Annotated in this window: 20 protein-coding genes and 1 tRNA gene; 10 read left to right on the top strand and 11 right to left on the bottom strand. The window is 65.5% G+C overall.

The window, feature by feature from the left end; all coding sequences use genetic code 11:
• Positions 1-113 precede the first annotated feature (113 nt).
• Complete coding sequence (gene tsf / locus ACIPPQ_RS10020) at positions 114-1,040, bottom strand: translation elongation factor Ts (protein ID WP_327457631.1); 927 nt, start codon at positions 1,038-1,040, stop codon at positions 114-116.
• A 136-nt stretch (positions 1,041-1,176) separates the two neighbouring features.
• A complete protein-coding gene (gene rpsB / locus ACIPPQ_RS10025; protein WP_327457633.1) occupies positions 1,177-2,010 on the bottom strand; it encodes a 30S ribosomal protein S2 in 834 nt (277 codons plus the stop codon).
• 312 nt (positions 2,011-2,322) lie between these two features.
• On the opposite strand from rpsB, the gene ACIPPQ_RS10030 reads away from it, so the two are divergent.
• Positions 2,323-2,583: a hypothetical protein gene (locus tag ACIPPQ_RS10030; RefSeq protein WP_446543953.1), complete on the top strand. Its 261-nt coding sequence runs from the start codon at positions 2,323-2,325 to the stop codon at positions 2,581-2,583.
• Here the strand turns inward: ACIPPQ_RS10030 and ACIPPQ_RS10035 are convergent.
• Together ACIPPQ_RS10035 and ACIPPQ_RS10040 are read right to left on the bottom strand one after the other, a co-directional pair.
• Positions 2,567-3,337 (bottom strand): CDP-alcohol phosphatidyltransferase family protein, encoded by a 771-nt coding sequence (locus tag ACIPPQ_RS10035; RefSeq protein ID WP_446543982.1) that lies wholly within the window; start codon positions 3,335-3,337, stop codon positions 2,567-2,569. The two genes, ACIPPQ_RS10030 and ACIPPQ_RS10035, sit on opposite strands and share 17 nt — an antisense overlap.
• A gap of 19 nt (positions 3,338-3,356) precedes the next feature.
• Positions 3,357-4,091 carry a phosphatidylserine decarboxylase gene (locus tag ACIPPQ_RS10040; protein ID WP_446543954.1) on the bottom strand — a complete coding sequence of 245 codons (735 nt, stop codon included), beginning with the start codon at positions 4,089-4,091 and terminating at the stop codon, positions 3,357-3,359.
• Between the two features lie 163 nt (positions 4,092-4,254).
• On the opposite strand from ACIPPQ_RS10040, the gene ACIPPQ_RS10045 reads away from it, so the two are divergent.
• Positions 4,255-5,469, top strand: coding sequence for an NADP-dependent isocitrate dehydrogenase (locus ACIPPQ_RS10045; RefSeq protein ID WP_446543955.1), 1,215 nt, complete (start codon positions 4,255-4,257; stop codon positions 5,467-5,469).
• A 66-nt stretch (positions 5,470-5,535) separates the two neighbouring features.
• Positions 5,536-7,305: a cation:proton antiporter domain-containing protein gene (locus ACIPPQ_RS10050; protein ID WP_446543956.1), complete on the top strand. Its 1,770-nt coding sequence runs from the start codon at positions 5,536-5,538 to the stop codon at positions 7,303-7,305.
• An 8-nt stretch (positions 7,306-7,313) separates the two neighbouring features.
• Here ACIPPQ_RS10050 and ACIPPQ_RS10055 read toward each other — a convergent pair whose 3' ends face one another.
• Positions 7,314-10,262: a M16 family metallopeptidase gene (locus ACIPPQ_RS10055; RefSeq protein WP_446543957.1), complete on the bottom strand. Its 2,949-nt coding sequence runs from the start codon at positions 10,260-10,262 to the stop codon at positions 7,314-7,316.
• 93 nt (positions 10,263-10,355) lie between these two features.
• Here ACIPPQ_RS10055 and ACIPPQ_RS10060 point away from each other — a divergent pair, with 93 nt between their 5' ends.
• On the top strand, positions 10,356-11,222 hold the full coding sequence (locus ACIPPQ_RS10060; protein WP_446543958.1) for a carbon-nitrogen hydrolase family protein: 867 nt from the start codon (positions 10,356-10,358) through the stop codon (positions 11,220-11,222).
• A 127-nt stretch (positions 11,223-11,349) separates the two neighbouring features.
• Here ACIPPQ_RS10060 and ACIPPQ_RS10065 read toward each other — a convergent pair whose 3' ends face one another.
• Positions 11,350-11,580, bottom strand: a complete 231-nt coding sequence (locus ACIPPQ_RS10065; protein WP_446543959.1) for a hypothetical protein — start codon at positions 11,578-11,580, stop codon at positions 11,350-11,352.
• 174 nt (positions 11,581-11,754) lie between these two features.
• Positions 11,755-12,552, bottom strand: coding sequence for an NUDIX hydrolase (locus ACIPPQ_RS10070; RefSeq protein WP_446543960.1), 798 nt, complete (start codon positions 12,550-12,552; stop codon positions 11,755-11,757).
• 103 nt (positions 12,553-12,655) lie between these two features.
• Between ACIPPQ_RS10070 and ACIPPQ_RS10075 the strand changes: the two genes are divergently transcribed.
• Positions 12,656-13,276, top strand: a complete 621-nt coding sequence (locus ACIPPQ_RS10075) for a DUF4126 domain-containing protein (RefSeq protein WP_446543961.1) — start codon at positions 12,656-12,658, stop codon at positions 13,274-13,276.
• A gap of 72 nt (positions 13,277-13,348) precedes the next feature.
• Positions 13,349-16,159: an autotransporter family protein gene (locus ACIPPQ_RS10080; protein WP_446543962.1), complete on the top strand. Its 2,811-nt coding sequence runs from the start codon at positions 13,349-13,351 to the stop codon at positions 16,157-16,159.
• Between the two features lie 4 nt (positions 16,160-16,163).
• On the opposite strand, the gene ACIPPQ_RS10085 is transcribed toward ACIPPQ_RS10080, so the two are convergent.
• The 4 genes from ACIPPQ_RS10085 to ACIPPQ_RS10100 form a co-directional block, all read right to left on the bottom strand.
• A complete protein-coding gene (locus ACIPPQ_RS10085) occupies positions 16,164-17,387 on the bottom strand; it encodes an NAD(P)/FAD-dependent oxidoreductase (RefSeq protein WP_446543963.1) in 1,224 nt (407 codons plus the stop codon).
• A 112-nt stretch (positions 17,388-17,499) separates the two neighbouring features.
• On the bottom strand, positions 17,500-18,213 hold the full coding sequence (locus ACIPPQ_RS10090; protein ID WP_446543964.1) for a glutamine amidotransferase: 714 nt from the start codon (positions 18,211-18,213) through the stop codon (positions 17,500-17,502).
• Between the two features lie 151 nt (positions 18,214-18,364).
• The gene (locus ACIPPQ_RS10095; RefSeq protein ID WP_446543965.1) at positions 18,365-18,601 is read right to left on the bottom strand and encodes a hypothetical protein; all 237 of its coding nucleotides are present in this window, start codon (positions 18,599-18,601) and stop codon (positions 18,365-18,367) included.
• On the bottom strand, positions 18,601-19,653 hold the full coding sequence (locus ACIPPQ_RS10100; protein ID WP_446543966.1) for a Leu/Phe/Val dehydrogenase: 1,053 nt from the start codon (positions 19,651-19,653) through the stop codon (positions 18,601-18,603). The genes ACIPPQ_RS10095 and ACIPPQ_RS10100 overlap by 1 nt, the downstream gene beginning before the upstream one ends.
• A gap of 125 nt (positions 19,654-19,778) precedes the next feature.
• Here ACIPPQ_RS10100 and ACIPPQ_RS10105 point away from each other — a divergent pair, with 125 nt between their 5' ends.
• The 4 genes from ACIPPQ_RS10105 (at position 19,779) to ACIPPQ_RS10120 (ending at position 22,390) form a co-directional block, all read left to right on the top strand.
• Positions 19,779-20,249 (top strand): Lrp/AsnC family transcriptional regulator, encoded by a 471-nt coding sequence (locus tag ACIPPQ_RS10105; RefSeq protein WP_446543967.1) that lies wholly within the window; start codon positions 19,779-19,781, stop codon positions 20,247-20,249.
• 114 nt (positions 20,250-20,363) lie between these two features.
• Positions 20,364-20,439 (top strand) — tRNA-Thr (locus ACIPPQ_RS10110).
• A 167-nt stretch (positions 20,440-20,606) separates the two neighbouring features.
• Positions 20,607-21,824 carry a tyrosine-type recombinase/integrase gene (locus ACIPPQ_RS10115; RefSeq protein ID WP_446543968.1) on the top strand — a complete coding sequence of 406 codons (1,218 nt, stop codon included), beginning with the start codon at positions 20,607-20,609 and terminating at the stop codon, positions 21,822-21,824.
• A gap of 173 nt (positions 21,825-21,997) precedes the next feature.
• On the top strand, positions 21,998-22,390 hold the full coding sequence (locus ACIPPQ_RS10120; protein WP_446543969.1) for a hypothetical protein: 393 nt from the start codon (positions 21,998-22,000) through the stop codon (positions 22,388-22,390).
• Positions 22,391-22,418: the final 28 nt, after the last annotated feature.

A 22,418-nucleotide genomic window follows, 5' to 3' on the forward strand; every position in this document is an offset into this window, starting at 1 on the left:
GGGGGAACCTTATGTAATCGATGAATAAGCGAATGGCGCGCACCCTAGTCAGAGTACGCGCCATTGCCAAGCGGACTGCGGCGCCGCAGCGCTGCAATCGCGCGTATCTTTTATCAGACGCCAGCGGCGGCCGCGACTTCCGCCGCGAAGTCGCTTTCTTCCTTCTCGATGCCTTCACCGAGCTGGAAGCGGACGAAGCCCTTGAGCGTGATCGTCGCGCCGACATCCTTGCCGGCGGCGGCGACGACTTCGGCGACCGGGGTCTTGCCGTCCATCACGAAGAGCTGCGACAGCAGCGCATTTTCCTTGCGGTACTTGGCGATCGCGCCGTCGACCATCTTGCCGACGATTTCGGCGGGCTTGCCCGACTGGGCTGCCTTTTCTTCGGCAATCGCACGTTCGCGCGCGACGAGGTCGGCGTCGAGATCGTCGCCGTTCAGCGCCAGCGGGTTCGCGGCGGCGACGTGCATCGCCAGCTGCTTGCCGAGCGGTTCAAGAACGTCGGCGCCGGCGGTCGATTCAAGCGCGATCAGCACGCCGATCTTGCCCATGCCGGGTGCGGCAGCGTTGTGAACATAACCCGTGACGACGCCCGAGCCGACCGAGACGACCGCGCTGCGGCGCAGCGACTGGTTTTCACCGATCGTCGCGATGTTGCTGGTCAGCTTTTCCGCGACGGTGCCGCCGGTCGGATAGGCCGCAGCGTTCAGCGCGTCGATGTCGGTGATGCTGCCGGCAAGCGCGACCTGCGTCACGTCACGGACGAATTCCTGGAACTGCTCATTCTTGCCGACAAAGTCGGTTTCGCTGTTCACTTCGACGAGCGCACCCTTGGCGCCCTCGGTCGCAAAGCCGACGAGACCTTCGGCCGCGACGCGGCCGGCCTTCTTGGCCGCGGCGGCGAGACCCTTGGTGCGCAGCCAGTCGATCGACGCTTCGATGTCGCCGTTGTTTTCGGCGAGCGCTTTTTTGCAGTCCATCATGCCTGCGCCCGTCCGGTCGCGCAGTTCCTTGACGAGGGCGGCCGTAATCTCAGCCATGGAATATTCCTTTCAAAAGGGGCGAGCCCATCTGGCCCGCGGGACGCCCGCGCGCATGGCGGGGCGATAAGTCAGAGGAATGACAGGGACGGCGGCCACTGGAAGCAGCGCGCCATCCCATCATGCCCGAGAGCGATTATGCGTCGCTCTGACGTTCGGTTTCGGCGGCAGCTTCGGCCGGGACCTGTTCGTCCTCGGTCACCGGAGCGGCGGCTTCTTCGACCAGAACGGGTTCGGCGGTCGGCTCGACAGCGGCGCCAAGGTCTTCGCCGCGGTTGGCGCGGGCCTGCTGGCCGCCACGCGTCGCCGCCTGGGCAACCGCATCGCAGTAAAGGCGGATGGCGCGCGCGGCGTCATCGTTCGCCGGAACCGGGAAAGCGATGCCGTCGGGCGAGACGTTCGAATCGAGGATCGCGACGACGGGGATGCCAAGGACGTTGGCTTCCTTGATCGCCAGCTCTTCCTTGTTCGCGTCGATCACGAACATCACGTCGGGGATGCCGCCCATGTCGCGGATGCCGCCCAGGCTCATTTCGAGCTTGTCGCGCTCGCGCGTCTTGTTGAGCACTTCCTTCTTGGTGAGGCCCGAGGTGTCGCCCGAGAGCTGCTCTTCGAGCGTCTTGAGGCGCTTGATCGAGTTCGAGATCGTCTTCCAGTTGGTGAGCATGCCGCCCAGCCAGCGGTGGTTGACGAAATGCTGACCCGAAGCGCGGGCCGCATCGGCGATCGGGCCCTGCGCCTGGCGCTTGGTGCCGACGAACAGGACCTTGCCACCGGCCGCCGACGACGACGCGATGAAGTCGAGCGCACGCGCGAAGAGCGGCACGGTCTGCGACAGGTCGAGGATGTGGATGCCGTTGCGCGCGCCGAAGATATACGGCTTCATGCGCGGGTTCCAACGGTGGGTCTGGTGGCCGAAGTGGGCGCCAGCTTCGATAAGATTCTGCATCGTGACGACAGGTGCCGCCATAGTCTTTCTCCTTCCGGTTAGTCCTCTGAAAGGCAAGAACCGAGGCATCCGCGAAGAGATGATCCCGGCACCGGTATGTGCGCCTTCCATGTGGAATGGGCGGCCCGTTAGCGGGCTTGGCCACCAAAAGCAAGGGCCGCGCGCGCATTTTCGGGTTCAACCGAACGACGGCGTCGACTCAATTCGTCGACAAAGCGACTCCGTTCGTCGCAAACAGGTTGAGAACAAAACGGGAACATGGAACGAAAAGACCATGGAAACCGTCGCTGGTTAACCAAAGGTTTCGCATACGAAAGCCGAAAGGACAAGATCATGGTTCAGGTCGCAGCCGCCCTCCTCTTCGCCCTCGCCGCCGGTCTCGGCGTCACGGTGATCCTGGCCATGCTCAAGAATAACGAGAATGCGATTCTCTCGGCGCTGCTCGGCGAAGGCGCCTTCCCTGCCGATACTGCGCCGCAGCCTGGACCCGCATCGCAGACGGTGACGCTGCGCCGTTCGCCGACGCGCCGCGATGCCCCGCGCCCCGTCCGCGCCGCGGCTCGCATGCAGCCGGCGCTCAGCCGCGCCGCCTGACCTTCGCATAGCTTGCAATGCCGAACGGCAGCAACACGAGGTAGAGCGCGCACACCGCCAGCAACGTTTGCCACGGCGCGGTGACGAGCGCCGCGCCGAGCAGGCCGACGCCCGCGAGTGCGAACAGCCGCCACGAGCGGCGGAGCCGGATCGACGACCAGCTGTAGGTCGGGATCGCAGAAATCATCAGCATCGCGACGCCGAGCGCCCAGGGCATGACGACATACCATTCGCGGAACAGGTCGTTCCCGGTCACCAGCCACAGATAGACGGGAACGAACGACAGTCCCGCGCCCGCGGGGGCCGGAATGCCGGTCATGAAGCCCGCCGATTTGTGCGGCTGGAAATCGGCATCCATGCGCGAATTGAAGCGCGCGAGGCGGAGCGCGCAGCATACCGCGAGCGCCAGCGCCGCGGTCCAGCCGAATTTCGGCGCGGCGGCGAGCGACCAGAGGAACAGGATCATCGCCGGCGCGACACCGAAAGCGATCACGTCGGACAGCGAATCGAGTTCGGCGCCGAATTTGCTCTGCGCGCGCAAGAGCCGGGCGATCCGCCCATCCATCCCGTCGAGCACCCCGGCGACGATGATCATCGTCACCGCCGCGGCCCATTCGCCGCCGATCGCGAAGCGGACGCCGGTCAGCCCCGAACAGAGCGCGAGGATGGTGATCGCATTGGGCGCGAACGCGCGCAGGCTCAGCCCGGCGATACGGCGCCCCGCCGCATCGGGCGCGACCTGTCCGTCGTCGATCGGCGGGCCGTCCGCCACCTTATTGTCCGATGCCTTCGATCGTCTCCGCCGTACCGATCCGCGCGACGACGGTCTCGCCCGCCAGCGTGCGCTGACCCAACAGCACCTGCGGGGTCGTTCCCGCGGGCAGGTAGACGTCGACACGACTGCCGAAACGGATCAGCCCGACGCGCTGGCCGGTGGCGAGTTCGTTGCCCATCGTGACGAAGGGCATGATGCGCCGCGCGACAAGGCCCGCAATCTGGGTGAAGCCGATGCGCACGCCATCGGCGCGTTCGACGACGAAATGCTGCCGCTCATTCTCCTCGCTCGCCTTGTCGAGGTCGGCATTCACGAACTTGCCGGGAATATAGACGAGCTTGCGCAGCGTCCCCGCGACGGGGGTGCGGTTGATGTGGACGTCGAAGACGCTCATGAAAATCGACACGCGCAGCATCGGCGCGGCGCCCAGCCCGTCGGCCCCCGCGATCTCGGGCGGCGGCGGCACTTCGGCGATCTGGGTGACGAGCCCGTCGGCGGGCGCGATGATCACATCGCTGCCGGCCGGGGTCACGCGCACCGGATCGCGGAAGAAGGCGCCGACCCAGATCGTCACGCCGAGCATCAGCCAGCCGACGATCTCCCAGCCGAGCAGCCAGAAGCAGAGGGTCACGATACCGGCGATTAACAGGAACTTGCGGCCTTCGGGATGAACCGAGGGCCAGTGCCATTTGATACCGCCGCCGGGGCGGTTCGAGGATATGATATGGGACATGGGCCGTTCTTCTAGGGTGCCGCTTCTATACTGACAATGGATAAGGCACCGCGATCGTTGCCACCCGGGCACGAACCCCGTTGCGACGGGGCAGTTGATCAATCGCCCCGCTTTGCCTAAGGCCCGCTGCAACTCCGACTCCCCAAGGAAAAAGGCTGAAAGCATGGGCAAGATCAAGGTAGCCAACCCGGTCGTCGAACTCGACGGCGACGAAATGACCCGGATCATCTGGCAATGGATCCGCGAACGGCTGATCCTGCCCTATCTCGACATCGACCTTCATTATTACGACCTCGGCATCGAGGAACGCGACCGCACCGACGACAAGATCACCGTCGAGGCCGCGAACGCGATCAAGAAATATGGCGTCGGCGTGAAGTGCGCGACGATCACCCCCGACGAAGCGCGCGTCGAGGAATTCGGCCTGAAGAAGATGTGGAAGTCGCCGAACGGCACGATCCGCAACATCCTCGGCGGCGTCGTCTTCCGCGAACCGATCGTGATGAAGAATGTCCCGCGCCTCGTCCCCGGCTGGACCGACCCGATCGTCGTCGGCCGTCACGCGTTCGGCGACCAGTATAAGGCGACCGATTTCCGCGTCCCCGGCCCCGGCAAGCTGCGCCTGGTGTTCGAAGGGGAGGACGGCACGCTGATCGACGAGGAAGTGTTCCAGTTCCCGTCGTCGGGCGTCGCGATGGGCATGTACAATCTCGACGATTCGATCCGCGACTTCGCGCGCGCCAGCCTTAACTATGGCCTTGCGCGCCAGTGGCCGGTGTATCTGTCGACCAAGAACACGATCCTCAAGGCCTATGACGGCCGCTTCAAGGACCTGTTCGAAGAAGTGTTCAACGCCGAATTCAAGGCAAAGTTCGATGAAATCGGCATCGTCTACGAACATCGCCTGATCGACGACATGGTCGCCTCGGCACTCAAGTGGAGCGGCAAGTTCGTCTGGGCCTGCAAGAATTACGACGGCGACGTCCAGTCGGACACCGTCGCACAGGGCTTCGGCTCGCTCGGCCTGATGACCAGCGTGCTGATGACCCCCGACGGCCAGACCGTCGAATCGGAAGCCGCGCACGGCACCGTGACGCGCCACTACCGCATGCACCAGCAGGGCAAGGCGACCTCGACCAACCCGATCGCGTCGATCTTCGCGTGGACCGGCGGCCTCAAGCACCGCGGCAAGCTCGACGGCAATGCCGAGCTGGTCAAATTCGCCGACGACCTCGAAAAGGTCTGCGTCGCGACGGTCGAGAGCGGCAAGATGACCAAGGATCTCGCGCTGCTGATCGGTCCCGACCAGAACTGGCTGACCACCGAAGGTTTCTTCGAGGCGATCGTCGAAAATCTCGAAGCCAAGATGGGTAGCTGATAACAACCAAAAAGGTTGGGTTAGACGTCTAGCCAATCGGGGCCGGCCTGCATAAGGTCGGCCCTTATGGTATCGGAGACAGAAACCTCGCTCATCGGCGACGCGCTGGTGGTGCTGGGCGCCGCGGGCGTCATCATCCCCGCGTTCGCGCGGTTCCGGATTTCGCCAGTGATCGGCTTCATCCTCGTCGGCCTGCTCGTCGGGCCGTCAGGATTGGGGTCGCTGACCGGCGATTACCCCTGGCTGCGTCACCTCACGATCGGGTCGGCGGAGGAAATCGCGCTGTTTGCCGAACTCGGCATCATCCTCCTGCTCTTCTCGATCGGGCTCGAACTGTCGTTTCGCCGCCTGTGGCAGCTTCGCAAGCTGGTGTTCGGGATCGGCGCCGCCGAACTGACCCTGTGCGGCCTGATCCTCGGCACCGCGCTGCTGCTTGTCGGCAACCTGTCGACCGCCGCCGCCTATGGCCTCGGCATCGCGCTCGCGCTGTCGTCGACCGCGCTCGTGCTTCCGATCGCGGGCACCAAGTCCGCAGTCGGCAAATCGGCCTTTTCGATGCTGCTGTTCGAGGACCTCGCGCTCGTCCCGATCATCTTCGTCCTCGCCGCGCTGTCACCGGCCGCGTCGGGCGACAGCGCCGAATTGCTGCTCACGACGCTGTGGCAGGGTGTCGTCGTCGTCGCCGGCCTCGCGATCGGCGGCTGGTTCCTGCTGCCGCGGATCTTTGCGCAGGCGGCGCGCGCGAAGGACCCCGAACTCTTCCTCGCCGCCAGCCTGCTCGTCGTCATCGTCGCGGCGCTTGCGACCGCCGCGGTCGGGCTTTCGCCGATCGTCGGTGCGCTACTCGCGGGCCTGATGATCGCCGAAACCGAATATCATAACGAGGTCGAGGCGATCACCGCGCCGTTCAAGGGCCTCGCGCTCGGGGTGTTCCTGATCAGCGTGGGCATGGGGCTCAACCTCAAGACGATCGCCGCGCTCTGGCCCCAGCTGATCGCCGCCGTGATCGGCGTCGTGCTCGTCAAGGCCGTCGTGACCGCCGCGCTGCTGCGCTTTTCCGGGGTCGCGCGGCGCGGCACCGCCGCCGAAGTCGGCCTGCTGATGTCCAGCCCGTCCGAAACCACGCTGATCGTGCTAGCGACCGCGCTGCAGGCACAGCTTATCAGCCGCACCACCGCCGAATTCTGGCAGCTGGTCACCGCGATCGGCCTGACGATCACGCCGCTCCTCGCGCGGATCGGCCACGACATGGCGCGGCGGATCGAAATGCGGTCGGGCGACGCACAAGGCGAAGAAACGCCCGAGGGCCGCACCGTGATCGTCGGCTTCGGCCGCGTCGGCCACACCATCGCCGAACTGCTGCGTCAGCACGACCGGCCCTATATCGCGGTCGATGCCGACATCGACACCGTCGCCGCGGCGCGGCGCGACGGCTTCAGCGTACGCTTCGCCGACGTCGCGCGGCCCGGAAGCCTCGACCGGCTGGGGATCGAAAGCGCCAATGCCATCGTGCTGACGATGGACGACCCGGTGCAGCAGCTGCGCATGACGCGGCAGCTGAAGCAGAAATATCCCGACCTGCCCGTGATCAGCCGCGCGCGCGACGCCGACCATGCCGCGGCGCTTTATCGCGCGGGCGCCAATGACGCCGTCCCCGAAACGCTCGAAAGCTCGCTGCAACTCGCCGAAGCGGTGCTGATCGACCTCGGCGTCGCAATGGGACCGGTGATCGCCTCGATCCACGATGTTCGCGCGAAGATGCGCCACGACATCATGACCAAGGGCGAGCTCGATCACGAGCCGCGCATTCGCCGGACGCGTCCCCCGGCGGCTTAGCGCGACGCCTAGCGGCCGCCGACCGGCGCTGCTGCGGCGGGTGCCGGTGCAGCAGCACCCAGCGCCGACGCATCGGCCAGCGTCATCCCCTTGGGCAGGATCGCCAGCGACCATTGGCGCGCGGGGGTCAGATATTGCCGCGCGAGGCGCTGGACATCGGCCGCGGTGACCGCCGAAATATCGTCCTGGATCGAAAGCGCGGCGGCGGCGACGCGCGGGTCGCGCGTCGCGCCTTCGAGCAGGAACATCCAGTAGACATTGCCCGTCGAGGCGCGCGCGACCTGTTCGCGGATCGGCACCGCGTTGCGCGTCAGCTCGTCGGCGCTGACCGGGCGCGCCACGAGGTCGGCGGCGATGTCGCGGGCGATGCCATAGAAGCGGTCGAGATCCTTCGGCGCAAGCAGGCTGCCGACGAGCAGGTAACCGCCGCTGTCGAACCCGGTCGGCCAATGGCTGTCGACGACGGGGCCATAGCTTGCCCCCTGTTCGGCGCGCAGGCGGTCGAACAGGCGATCGTTGAAGATCGCAGCCAGCACCTCGAGGCCCCGCGCGTCGCGCGGGTTGGCGAGGCCGCCGCCGGTCGGCCAGGCGGTCATCGCCGCCGCCTGCCCCTGTTCGCCGCGGTGATAGGCAATCTCGGGCGCCGTCACATGTTTGGCGAAATCGACGCGCTGGCCCGCGGGCGGTGCCAAGGTTTGGCGCGCCGGCAGCGCGCCGAGTGTTTCGGCAAGGATCTTCTTGTAATCGACCGTTTCAAGGTCGCCGAAAATCTGCACCTCGATCGGCCCGCTGGCGAGCCGTGGTTCCCAGAAAGCGCGGAAAGCCGCCGGCGTCAGCGCCTCAATCTGCGCCTTGTCGGGCGCCGCCCAGCGCGCGTCATTGTTCGTCAGCCAGCCGCGCAGATTGCGGTCGAGCACCGCGTTAGGCGTCGCGTCGTTGAGGTCGTATCCGGTGAGATAGCCGATCCGCAGCCGCTCGATCGGTGCGGGGTCCCAGCGCGGCTGCGCCAGCTTGCCCGCCATCAGCCGCATCTGGTCGGCGAGGTCGGCGGGCTTGCTTTCGGCCGACAGTTCGAACGCATCGTCGTCGATCGCGAAATTCATCTGGATCTGCCGCCCGTTGGTGAGCTGGTCGATCTCGTTCTGCCCCCACGGCCCGATACCGCTCGCGACCAGCGCATAGTCGCCGGTCCACAAAAGGTTCGGCGCATCGGCGGCGACGCTGCGGTTGCCGGTACCGAAGCGCACGTTGACGCGCACCTTGCCGGGCTCGACCTTGTTGTTCGACACGAGCGCAGTCACGCCATTGGCGAATTCGATCCGCTCGGCGCGGAGCCCGAGGATCGGATTGGTCGAGGTGATCGTCCCCGGCTGACCGACCGCTGGAAGCTGCTTGAAATCGGCCTTCACCGTCGCCAGCCGGTCGTCGCGCGCCGTCACCGGCGCTTTCAGCGCCGCGAGCACCGCGGCGTCGCCGCCCGCCGCGGTCGGCGTCGTCAGCACGACGCGCGTCACGGGCGCGGCAAAGATTGCCTTGCTGATGTCGAGCATCACCTTCGGCGTCGCCGAGGCGCGGATCGCCTTGAACATGTCGACCTGCCCCTGCGGACTGGTCACCGTTTCGTTGATGTCGACCGCGCGCACCATATCGTCGGCCAGCCTCGCGCCGGGCTCGTTGCGGGCATTTTCGAGTTCCTTGACCAGAAAAGCCTGTATCTCATTGGCTTCACGGTCAATGTCCGCCTGCGACGGCGGATTTTTCGTGGCGTCGGCGATCACCCCGCGCACGTCGGCAAGCGCGGCCTTCCAGTCGTTCAAGGGAACGATCGACGCCATCGTCACATCGGCGCTGCGGCTGACATATTCCTGCTCGACCGTCGCGACGAGATAGCTGCCCCCGCTGCGCGCACGATTTTCCAGCCGGCGGTTGACGAGCGCCTGCGCGATAAATTCGAGGTAGAGCCGCCGCGTATTTTCGACCGTGTCGATGCGTTTTTTCCACGGCCGCACCATCGCCAGCGTCAGCGCGAGCGGCTGGTTCGCCTCGACGATCTCGCGCGCCGCAGGTTGCTTGGGGTCGGGCTTGCCGAAATCGGGATCGGCGGGATTGGGGCCGTCGGCCTTCCAGTCACCATAATATTTCGCGACCAGCCCGGCGAGCACCGCCGGATCGGCGTCGCCGACGATCACGACCACCGCGCGGTCGGGGCGATACCAGCGATTATGGAACGCACCGACCGATGTCGCGCTCGCCTTCCCCAGCGAGGCCGTGGTGCCGATCGGCGAGCGGTCGCCGAGCAATTGCCCCGCAAAGAGATGCGCGTTGGTCGCATCGCCGATACGTTTTTGCGGCCCGTCGGATTCGCGCAATTCCGACATCACCACGCCGCGTTCGGCGGCGACCGCCAGTTCCGAGATGCGCGGCTCGCGGATCATGCCCGACAGCAATTTCATGCTCTCGTCGAGATTGGCCGCGGTGACGCTGGGCAAGTCGAGCTGGTACACCGTCTGGGTGGGCGTCGTCTGCGCGTTCGAATCGCTGCCGAAGGTCACACCGAAGCGCTGCCAGATGCGCTTTGCCTCGCCGTCCGGAATATGTTCGGACCCACGGAAGGTCAGATGTTCGAGCAGGTGCGCATAGCCGCGCTCCTCTTCGGTTTCGAACATCGAACCGACGTCCATGCGGACACGGATCGACACCTGCCCCGGGGGCACCCCGTTGTTCCGGACCGCATAGCGCACCCCGTTGGGGAGCACGCCGAATTGCCATGCGGTATCGCGGGGAATGTCGCTGCCGACATAGAGCCAGTCGCTGTTCTTCGCCTGGCTTTGCGCGCTGGCGACCGGAGCGCCGGTCTGCGCGTCGGCGGCAAGCGGTACCAGAAGCAGCGCGGCGGCGCCGGCGAGAAGAAGCGAAGGGGCAAAACGAAGCGGCTGGCGCGCGGGAGAATAGGACATTGGCCTATCTTATCGCCTTCGAACCTTGCTGGCCACTGAACTGTCACCACTGCCGCGCTTGTCCTCGGCGCCGCAGCGGCTTAGCCAGATGCCATGGAGACACCGCCCTCACCCGCCGCCCCCCTCGCCGCGCTGATCCAGATGACGAGCGGGATCGACCCCGCGGCCAACCTGCGGACGATCGACCGTGCGATGGGCGAAGCCGCCGCGGGCGGCGCGGCGATGGCGTTCCTTCCCGAAATGTCGCTACTGCTCGACCGCGACCGCGCGCGATCGGCGGCGCACATCGCGCACGAGGCCGACAGCCCGTGGCCCGCCGCGCTCCAGGCGATGGCCCGTAAACACGGGCTGTGGCTGCATTCGGGTTCGATGCCGTTGCTCGCCGCCGATGGCGAGCGGCGGGTCAATCGCAGCCATATCATCGCCGCCGATGGCAGCATCCGCGCGCAGTACGACAAGGTCCATATGTTCGATGTCACCTTGCCATCGGGCGAGAATTGGCAGGAATCGGCGGCCTATGCGGGGGGCGATACGCTCGCGGTCGTCGATACCCCGCTGGGACGATTGGGCCTCAGCGTCTGCTATGACCTGCGCTTTCCCGAACTCTATCGGGCGCTGGTCGACCGCGGCGCGACGCTGATTGCGATCCCGGCCGCCTTCACCATGTCGACCGGTGAGGCACATTGGCACGTCCTGATGCGCGCACGCGCGATCGAGACGGGATGCCATGTCGTCGCAGCGGCACAATGCGGCACGCACGCGGACGGGCGGCAGACCTTTGGCCATAGCATCGCGATCGATCCGTGGGGCGGCGTCCTGGCCGATGCCGGCGCGACCGGCAGCACAAGCGACGAAGGCTATACGATCCGGCTGGCTCCGATCGACAGCGCCGCAACCGAGCGCGCGCGGCAAGCGATCCCGCTCGCACGGTCACGCGCCATTCGGAACGTCGATATCTGATTGCAAAAAACGGCCGGGATCATCGCCCGGCCGCGGACAGGGCCTGCGAAAATCGCTGGCTCCAGACGCACAAAAGGCCCCGAGCGGAGCTCGGAGCCTTTTGGTATCGGTATCGATCAGCCGTCGATTACGGGCTGGTCGGCGAATCGTCGTCGTTGTCCGACGCGATGATGATGCCGCCAACGACAGCAACGAGAGCGAGGACAGCGATGATCCAGCTGGTGCTGCCTTCGAGCTCGCTCTGGCCATCAACGGCCGAAGCAGCATTGGCTGCGGGAGCGGCCGACGCCGCAACCGGCGCCGCGATCATCGAGGTCGCTGCGAGAGAGATCGCAGCCTTCTTAAGCAGGTTCATCATTTTCTCCGTCCACTGGATTAGTCTTGTCGAATCACACCAAGGGAAAATCCCCCGGTCTGCTTCTGCCCGGCCTTCTTAGGCACAGGCTTCAGCAATTGCAACGACGTTTTGCCCTAGTCCGCCAATTCTTAGCAAATTGCTAAATAGGGAAAAAGTTGTTCGCCCGAACGTCGTTTATCCGCGCCGTACGCGATCGAAGCTTTCGCTCGTGACGGGGTATCCCAGATGCGCGGGAATGCACAGATGCGTCGCACCGTCGCGCTCTTCGACCCACGGCGTGATCAGCTCGACCGGATACTGGCCGGAATGCGCAGAAAAGCTCAGAAAATCCGGGACTTGCGCTAGACGTTCGAGGTTGCGGCGGGTCGGGAAAATTACCGACACATCGCCCCGGTCGGCCATCGCCAGCGTGTCCTGTGCACTCGCCCAGAAAATATGGCTGTGTTCGGCTTCCTCGACCGTCAGCTCATGGCCATGCGGCGGCGCCGCCACCGCATAGAATCGCGTATCAAAGGTCCGCGCCTCTTTGAAATTCGGGCACCAGCGCGCGAAGGGAATAAATGATTCCAATGCGATTCGGTCGCCCCGCACCGCAAGGATGTCGGAGAGCAGGGTCCCGGCGAGCAGCGCCTGGCGCACCCCCGCCACATCGTCTTCCGCCAGCCCGGGCCAGCCGACCGCGAGCCCCGTTTCCTCCAGCGTCTCGCGCAGCGCGGCAACTCGCCCGGCACCGTCGGCGTCATCGACGCCAAAGCCGTGTTGGCACGCCACCAGATAGTCGTCGGGATCGACCCGGCCGCCGGGGAACACGACCGCGCCGGCAGCAAACGCCATCGTCGCCGACCGCTTGACCATCAATATCTCGTCGGCCCCGCCGCTTTCGGACGGGCGCATGATGACAAGCGTCGCGGCGGGAATGGCGCCATCGGGTAAGGTCGCGGGCGGGGCGGACGACGGAACATTCTGGGTCATGGCACAGGCGATAACCGCGCCGATCCGCCTTGTCATCTCGCCATTGCGGGCAGGCTTCGGCGGGTGCAAGATGCCGGACAGATCAACGGCGGGGAGCAGGGCTTTGGGAATCGTCGAGATTTTGGGCGTCGCCGGCAGCCTGAGCCTCTTGGCCGGCTGGCGGCTTTACCTCACCATATTGGCGACCGGGATTGCGATGCACTTCGGCTGGCTTCCGCTGCCCGAACATCTCGCGGCGCTACAGGTGCTCGCCAACCCTTGGGTCCTCGGGGTCGCGCTGGTCGGCACGCTCGCCGAGTTCCTCGCCGACAAGATCGCCTGGGTCGATTCGATCTGGGATACGGTGCACAGCATCATCCGCCCGCTCGGCGGCGCGCTGCTCGCACTCGCGCTCGTCGACTCCTCCGATCCTGCCTGGCAGGTGATCGCCTTCCTGCTGGGCGGCGGCGGAGCCTTGCTGAGCCATGGCGCAAAGGCCACGACGCGCGCGGTCGTCAATGTCAGCCCCGAACCCTTCAGCAATGCGGTTGTCTCGACCGGCGAGGATGTCGCCACGGGCGGCCTCCTCGCGCTCGCCATCGCCTATCCGCCGCTCGCGATCGTCATCGCGATCCTGCTTGCGGTCGCGGCGGTCATCGTGATCATCGCGCTGCGCCGGCTGCTTCGCAACATCAAGGCGACGCTTAAAAAGGCACTCGGCGACGAACCGCCGGTCGATGCTTAGCAATTTGGCAACATTCGGTTTATAGCCTGCACGAACAGGGGGGCACACTGACCCGAAAGGGAGTGATGTCTTATGCCCGCGATCCCCACGCCGAAAACGACACCGCCTGCCCTGCGCCGAAAGCCTGTTCTGCTTTCGACCGTCGCCGGACTCGCGTTGGGGCAAGCCTCCCCCGCCCTCGCCCAGTGCGTCTTCACGCCCACCGCCGGCAACGACGCGCATGTCTGCAGCAGCGGAACCTCGCCCGGCGGCCTCACCGATCCGGGCGGTAACAACCAGCTCACGCTCCCCTCCGGCGGAACCGGGACCATCGCCGGCAATGTGACGTTCGGCGCCGGCACCGACACCATCGCGGTGGATTCGGGTCGCATCGAAGGCTCGGTCGATCAGGGCAATGGCGACGACCGTTTCCGGATCGGCGCGGGGACGGTCACGGGCCAGGTCCAGCAAGGCGAAGGCGTCGACGATTTCGTGATGACAGGCGGCGAGATCAATATCCTCAACCAGGGCGGCGCGCTCGATACCTTCTTCATGTCGGGAGGCCGCATCGTCGACGCGTTCGACGATGGCGACGTCGCACGGATGACCGGCGGGCGAATCGGCCGCGTCAACATGAAGCTTGCCGACAATCTGTTCGACATGTCGGGCGGCACGATTGACCGCAACCTCGTCACCGGGTTCGGCAACGACACGATCATCCTTTCGGGCGGCACGATCGGCGGCAACATCAGCGTGTCGGGCGGGACCGACAGCGTGACGGTCACCGGCGGGTCGGTGGGCGGCGACGTACTGATGAGCGTCGGAACCGACCGTTTCGTCTGGGACGGCGGCGGCGTCGTGCATGGTACGATCGACATGGGCGGCGACGATGACAGCGCGCGCCTCGCCAACCTGACCGCCGCCAACCTCGGCCGGTCGCCGCGGATCACGGGCGGCGAAGGCCGTGACGCAATCGTTTTCGCCAATGTGACAACGGGCGGTATCGCGCGATTCGACGGCTGGGAAAACATTTCAGCAACGAACGATAGCGAGCTGACTTTCGATGGTTTCCTGACGCTCGGCGATGCCGGCACGGGTACCGGCCGCTTCGAACTCGACGCGTCGAGCACGATCTTCGGCGGCGGGCGGCAAGGCGGCGTCACCGCCTTCGCCGCGGGCCAGCGCGCGACGCTGGTCAACGCCGGAAGGATCGACCTGACCAACGGAGGTAATACGCCGGGCGATAGCTTCACCGTGCGCGGCGACTATATCGGCGATGGCGGGCTGCTGCTGATCGACACGGTGCTCGGCAACGATGCCTCGCTGTCGGACAAGCTGGTGATCGCCGGCGGCAACGCGTCGGGTACGACAGGCATCACCGTGCTCAATGCCGGCGGCACCGGCGCCGTCACGGCGCTCAACGGGATCCTCGTTGTCGAAGCGATCAACGGCGGGACAACCGCGAGCGGCGCCTTTGCGCTCAACCATCGCGTCGCAGTCGGCGCCTATGAATATTTCCTGTTCCGCGGCGGCACCACGGCCGGGACGGGAGAGAATTGGTATCTGCGCTCGACCTTGCCACCGCCACCTGCACCCGCGGCGCCGCCGCCACCCGAACCTGCACCCGCGCCACCGGTCCTGACACCGCCGCCCGCGCCGGCGCCCGAGCCGCTCCCGCCCGAGCCGCCGGCACCTCCGCCGCCGCCGGTGCCCGATCCGCCGCCCCCGCCGCCCGAGCCGACGCCGGTCGATCCCGATCCGGTCGACCCCGCGCCGCCCGTGACGGTGACCGATCCCCCGCCGACGCCAACGCCCGCGCCGCCACCCGCGCCCGCGCCCGAAGCGCCGCCGCCGCCGCCCGAACCGCCGGAGAAGCCGGCGCCGCTCCCCTCACCCGACCCCGCGGTCCCGCCACCGACGCCGGACGCAACGCCGGTTGTCGCCGAGGCTGGCGAAGCCGTTCCGCTCTACCGCCCCGAGGTACCCGCCTTTGTCGCGGCGGTGCCGGTCGCGCATCATCTCGCCGCCGCCACGCTCGGCACCTTCCACGAACGCCGCGGCGAGCAGGCGCTGCTGCGCGGCGGCGGCGTACTTCCGTCGACCTGGGGCCGCCTCTTCGCAGAGAATAGCGAGATCAAATGGGACGGCGCCGTCGCCCCCTCGCTCGACGGCGACGTCTCAGGCTTCCAGATCGGTCAGGATTTTGCCGGCTGGGGCGAGGACGGGGGCACCCATATCCGCCTTGGCGCCTTCATCGGGCGCGCGTCGACCGACGGCACCGTCCGAGGGCGTGCGCTCGGCTGGAACGACCTGACGGTCGGCCAGATCGACATCAAGGCGACCAGCCTTGCGGGCTATGCGACGCTGGTCGGGACAAGCGGCTGGTATGTCGACGCGGTCGTCATGCACAGCTGGTTCGACGGCGAAGCGGCCGCGAGCAGCGGTGAAGAAATCGACGTCGATGGCAAGGGCTGGGCCGCATCGCTCGAAGCCGGATATCCGATTGCGCTGTCGAGCCGCTGGACGCTCGAACCGCAAGCGCAGATCGTCTGGCAGCGGATCGAGCTCGACGACCGCGCCGACACCTTTTCGACGATCGATTTTGCCGCGGGCGATTCGCTCACCGGCCGCGTCGGGCTGCGGTTGCAGGGCGAATATGGCGCGATCCAGCCCTATCTCCACGCCAGCCTGTGGCATGGCTTCTCGGGCGACCAGGACACGCGTTTCGGCACCGACCCGATCCACACCGACCTTGCCCGGACCGAAGCCGAGGTCGGCGCCGGACTCGTCGCACGCTTCGGCGAAAGCGTCGCGGTGCATCTGAAGGGCGATTATGGCTTCGATGCCGACGGGCCGCGCAGCCGACGCTATGGCGGCACGGTCGGGGTGACGATCCGCTGGTAGGGCGTCAGGCCGGGAGCAGCGCCTTCAGCGGGGTTTCGGTGTCGGCAAGCTGTTCGGCGGTCGCGTGGAGGCCGGCGGTGACGATCATGCGGCCCTGGACATAATCCTTGGTCGCGTTGACGCAGTCGATCGCGATCACCCGGCCGGCCTTCAGATAGACGACCGAGAAGCTGCGCGTCGTGGGGTCGCCGCGCAGCACCGCCTGATCGTGGCCGGTCGAAAGCCCCGCGGTCTGGAGCTTGAGGTCATATTGGTTCGACCAGAACCACGGGATCGCATGATAGCCCGCTTCGTCGCCGACGATGCCCTTCGCGACGACATTCGCCTGGTCATTCGCATTCTGCACCGATTCGAGGCGGATCACCGCGCCTTCGGCGAAGGCATTTTCATGCGCCGCGCAGTCGCCGATCGCATAGATGTCGGGCAGGCTCGTCTTGCACAGCGCGTCGACGAGAACCCCGTTGCCGCCCTCGGCGCCCGCCGCGACCAGCGGCTCGACCGCCGGCACGATGCCGATGCCGACGATCACCAGATCGGCCGGGATGACCTCGCCATCGGCAAGGCGGACGCCAGTGACACGGCCGTCGCCTTCGATCGCATCGACGCACACGCCGAGCCGGAGGTCGACGCCATGGTCGCGGTGCTCCTTTTCATAGAAGCGCGAAAGCTCGATCCCCGCGACGCGCGCGAGCACGCGGTCGAGCGCCTCCAGCAGCACGACCTTCTTTCCCGCCTTGCTGAGCACCGCCGCGGCTTCGAGTCCGATATAACCGCCGCCGATCACGACGATCTGGCCCGCGGTGTCAGACGCCGCCTTCATCGCGTCGGCATCGGCGCGGGTGCGCACACCCTGCACGCCGGAAAGGTCGCCGCCCGGAATCGGCAACATGCGCGGCGCGCCACCCGTGGCCCAGACCAGCTTGCCATAACCGATCGCCTCGCCCGCGTCGGTGGTGACTTTATGACCCACCGGATCGACCGCGACGACGCGCGTGCCGAGCAGCATCGTCACTTCGCGCTCGTCCCAATATTTCGCCGGACGCAGCTGGATGCGTTCGAATTCCTTCTCGCCCGCGAAATATTCCTTCGACAGCGGCGGGCGTTCATAGGGCAATTCGGGTTCGTCGCCGATGATCGCGATGCTGCCCGCAAACTTCTGCGTCCGCAGCATCACCGCGACCTGCGCGCCGCCATGGCCCGCACCCACAATCACCACGTCGAAATGCATCGCCTTCGTCTCCCGTCGCTTGTCAGCGTGGCCCTTGCACGCACCGCGGGGCGAGGCAAGCTATCGCCGTCTCGCATTGCGCAAAGAAAAACTTGAAGTCAGTGCGGCGCGCTCATTCCGACAGGCCGGCAAGCCATTCGGCAATCATGCGGCGTCCGGCCGCGACGGCGGATGGGCCGAAACGCTGATGAAGCACACGCATCCCGTCGGCACAGCCGCCCGCTTCGGCCAGCGCGTCGGGCCATTGGCGCAGCCATTCGTCGAACCGCGGATCAAGCCCCATTTCGCCATGAAATTGCAGCGCCAGGATATTGCGGCCGCGACGAAAAGCCTGATGCCGGTAGCCGGGGGTCGATGCCAGCAATTCGACATCGCCGGGAAGGTCGAAGGTATCGCCGTGCCAGTGAAGGACGGGAATATCGGCGAGGTGGCGCAGCGGCGATTCGGCATCGACGAAGCTCAGCGGGTGGAACCCCACCTCCTTCGCCGGCCCGGGATAGACCCGCGCGCCCATCGCCGCAGCCATCATCTGCGCGCCGAAGCACACGCCCAGCGTCGGCCGCCCGGCATCGAGCCGATGGGCGAGCCGCCGCATCTGGCACGCGATCCACGGATGCTGCTCCTGCTCATACACCCCCATCGGACCACCCATCATGATCAAGAGGTCGGGTTCGCGCAGATCGACCGCACCAAAACCCGGATCCGCAACGTCGATGCGATCGAGTTCATATCCCGCCGCCTCGATCGGCTCGCGATAGCCGGCGATCCCCTCATGGGGGACGTGGCGGATGATGAGTCCCTTTTTGCGGGTCGGCTGGCTGGACATATCGGGCGATGAACGGAGTGGTTGCTGCGCTGTTTCGAACCTGCCCTGTCTAGCCAAACACAAGCCCCGCTGTCACTCTACCAAAGCAGTAGAGATACTGTTGCGGCCCGTAGCTGAGCTTGGCTCCGTTCGCTACGGGCCGCCATTGCCTCTAGGTGGCCAATTCCTCCAGCTCCGAGCCGGTCACCGCGACGACTTCGCCGAGCTTGGCCGCGATCGTTGCCGCCTGCCGCGGGTCGAGATCGCGCACCGTCACCTCGATCCGCATATGGCCCGGCAGGACGTGCATTTTCATTTCGCTCGGCACGATCGACCGCTGCGCGAAATAGCCGGTCACGCGCAGCAGCGATTGCGGGTCGAGGATCGCGTCGATCCGGAAGCGATGCATCAGGCGGCCTCGCGCTGCGCGCCCGCGATGACCTCTTCGGCCATTTCGTCGGCAACGAGCGCGGGCGAGCGCCCCTCGCGCGCCGCGCGTTCGAGCAGCGCGCCGACGCGCGGCGCGATCGCCGCGACGCGCAGCTTCACATCATCCTCGTCCTCGCCCAGATATTCGGCCGACACGTTGATGATGCCGCCGGCGTTGACGACATAGTCAGGGGCATAGACAATGCCGCGTTCGAGCAGCAGCGCCGCAACATCGGGGGTCGCAAGCTGGTTGTTCGCCGCACCGCAAACGACTTTTGCCTTCAGCTTCGCGACTGTCTCGCGGTCAAGCGCCCCGCCGAGCGCACAGGGCGCAAACACGTCAGCCTCGACCGATGCGATATCCGAAACATCGACGACATCCGCGCCATATATTGCCTTCAGCCGGTCGCGGCGCGACGGATTGACGTCGGCGATGATCAGGTGCGCGCCGGCTTCGGCAACCCGGCGGCAAAGGTCGGCGCCGACATTGCCGGTTCCCTGCACGGCGACCGTCAGCCCCGACAGATCACGTCCCAACGCAAATTCGGCCGCGACCTGCATCGACTCGAACACGCCCCTCGCGGTCCATGGCGACGGGTCGCCTCCCGCGCGCCCTGCCACCGCAGGCAGTCCGGCGACATGCCGCGAGACCGAAGCGACCTCCTGCATATCCTCGACCGATGTGCCGACATCTTCGGCGGTGACGTAGAGGCCGCCCATATTTTCGACCGCCCGGCCGAACGCACGGAACAGTGCCACCCGGTCAAATTCGCCTTCGGGACGCCGCAGCACCGCCTTGGCACCGCCGAGCGGCAGGCCGGCAAGCGCATTCTTGTAACTCATGCCTTCGGCAAGCCGCACGGCATCGCCGAGCGCCTGCTTCATGTCGGGATAGGACCATAGACGACATCCACCCGCCCCCGGCCCGAGGGCCGTCGAATGAATCGCGATGAAGCCGTCGAGTCCCGCCTCGAGGTCATAAAGGCGCACGCATTCGAGCGGCGGGGCCAGGCGGGCAAGACGGACGACCATGAAACACTCTCCTCTGGATGAGAGCGGCTTGTCGCATCTTTGCCATGGGCAAACTTGATCGCATTCCGGCGACAGGGATCAATAAATGGATGTTATAACCTGAATATATCCATTATGAGGATGAAATGACCGATCTTGATCCCTTCGAGATAAAAATCCTCCGCGAACTGCAGCGCGACGCGAATCAAACGACGGCCGAAATCGCCGAGCGCGTCGGGCTGTCGGTGTCGCCCTGCTGGCGCCGCATCGATCGCCTCGAGCGCGAGGGATTCATCAAGAAGCGTGTAGCGATCGTCGACCGGCGAAAGGTCGGGCTCAACGCGCACGTCTTCGCGCAAGTGAAGCTCAACGCGCACGGACGTGCGAATCTCGACGAGTTCAGCGCAACGATCCGGGGATTTCCGGAGGTGCTCGACGCCTATGTCCTGATGGGCACCACCGATTTCATGCTGCGTATCGTTGCGAAGGACATCGACGCCTATGAACGTTTCTTCTTCGACCAGCTGAGCAAATTGCCCGGTGTGCAGGAAATCAATTCGACAGTCGCGCTGTCCGAAATCAAGTCGACGACCGAACTGCCGCTCGGCGCGGATTAGGCCGCCCACCGCACGCGCCTCCCGCACAGCCGGGACAGGAAAGAAACCGAACGCCGAATCTTGCGCAAGGACGCTTGTTTTCCCCCCAAGGCGCTGATAGAGGCGCCCATCGTTGCCGCTTTAGCTCAGTTGGTAGAGCACATCATTCGTAATGATGGGGTCACAGGTTCGAGTCCTGTAAGCGGCACCAGTCCCCGTCCCGATAAGTGGCGGAAAACCTTCAAAAATTCACTCTGATGTGCTATACGCAAGGCGTTGATCGTCTGTGCGCGTCCACGTAAATCCGTGGCTGTTTGACCCTCGTTGGGGGCCAATTTTTCGGCGATTGACCAATTCGAGTCCTGAATTGGAGTTGCCATGCTTACGGTCATTCAAATCCAGAATCTCCAGCCCCGTGCAAAGCCGTACAAGGTGTCCGACGCCGACGGGCTGTTTATCCTCGTTCAGCCCAACGGTTCGCTCCTTTGGCGTCTTAAATACCGGATCGATGGCCGGGAGAAGAAGCTGGCGCTTGGGAAATTCCCCCAGGTCAGCTTGAAAGCCGCGCGGGAGAAGCGCGACGAGGCCCGGAAGAAGATCGCCGAAGGCGTCGATCCGGGCAAGCAGCGGCGCGAGGCAAAGATCAAGGCGATGACGGAGGCGCGCAACACGTTCCGCCTCGTTGCCGACGAATATATTGAGAAGATGGCGGTCGAGGGAAAATCGCCCGCCACGATCAGCAAACTTCGCTGGTTCCGCGATCTGCTCAATCCCTACATAGGCCATGTTCCGGTCGCCGAGGTGTCGCCGCACGAGCTGCTGGCAGCGCTTAAGCGGATCGAGCGGCGCGGACATCACGAAACGGCGCTGCGGACCCGCTCTTTCGCTGGCCGCGTCTTTCGCTATGCCATTGCGACACTTCGCGCCCAGTATAATCACGCCGACGTGCTGCGCGGCGCGCTGGTCATTCCCAAGGTCAAGCATCGCTCCGCAATTCTCGAACCCAAAAAGGTCGGCGAACTGCTACGCGCCATCGGCGATTACTCCGGTCGCGTCGAAACGCGGATCGGCCTGCAACTGGCCGCGCACGTCTTTCTGCGTCCCGGCGAAATCCGAACCGCCGAATGGGATGACATCGATCTGGCCGAAGCGGTCTGGCACGTTCCCGCCGCCAAGATGAAGATGAAGCGGCCCCACACCGCTCCCCTATCGCGTCAGAGCGTCGAACTGCTACGCGAACTGCAATCGCTCCAGCATCCGTCCACCTACCTCTTCCCGGCCTTCCACACGCCGAAAAAGACGATGAGCGAAAACACGCTCAATCAGGCGCTGCGCCGGATCGGCTACACCAATGAGGAAATGACCGCGCACGGATTCCGCGCGGTTGCTAGCACGCTGCTCAACGAGTCCGGGCGCTGGCATCCCGACGCCATCGAGAAATCGCTGGCCCATCACGACCCCGACCGCGTTCGCTCGGCATATAATCGCGGCACCTTTTGGGACGAGCGCGTCCGCATGGCGCAATGGTGGTCCGATTACCTCGACAAACTCCGCGACGGCGCCAACGTCGTGCAGCTCGATTTGATGCGAGGCTAAGGTGTCCGGCGGAAGCACGTTGAGCGCGGACGAGCGGCGCAGGCTGCGACGTTACGAACGCTCGGTTGACCGCATGATGCCGATGCAGCGCGCGATCTTCCTCGGCCATGTCGTCGAAGATCGGCGATAGGTCGGGCGACGGGTCATCGAATTCGATTACACCGCAGTGGTAAATGTTGGGTGTGCCTGCCGAGCCGCACGATCCCGTTGCGGCGTTTGTTTATGGGCAGGTCGGGCGGTTGCGGCTGTCGAAATCTGAGGTGCGGGCTTATGGCAAGATAAAAGCCGTGCCAGCTTCGGACACGCGATGGTCGGTGTTCTGCGGGTTTGCGCGTATGGCACGACGAAAAACTGCCATACTCGAAAGCTCAACTGCCAGCGCGTCGGCTACTTTTTTGTCTGGCATCAACAGTGGCGCAGCAAAATTCAGAATGTCAGGTTTCCGTCAACGGGCGATAACGCCGGAATGGCCTGCTGCCGGTTTGGTGGACACCGAGATAGGGTGTTTCCACCTATCGGAGGTCCACAATGCAAAGAAGGAAGTTCAGCCGCGAGTTCAAGCTTGAGGCGGTGAGGATGGTCCGCGAACGCGGG

The sequence above is a fragment of the Sphingopyxis sp. LARHCG72 genome, assembly GCF_052871675.1.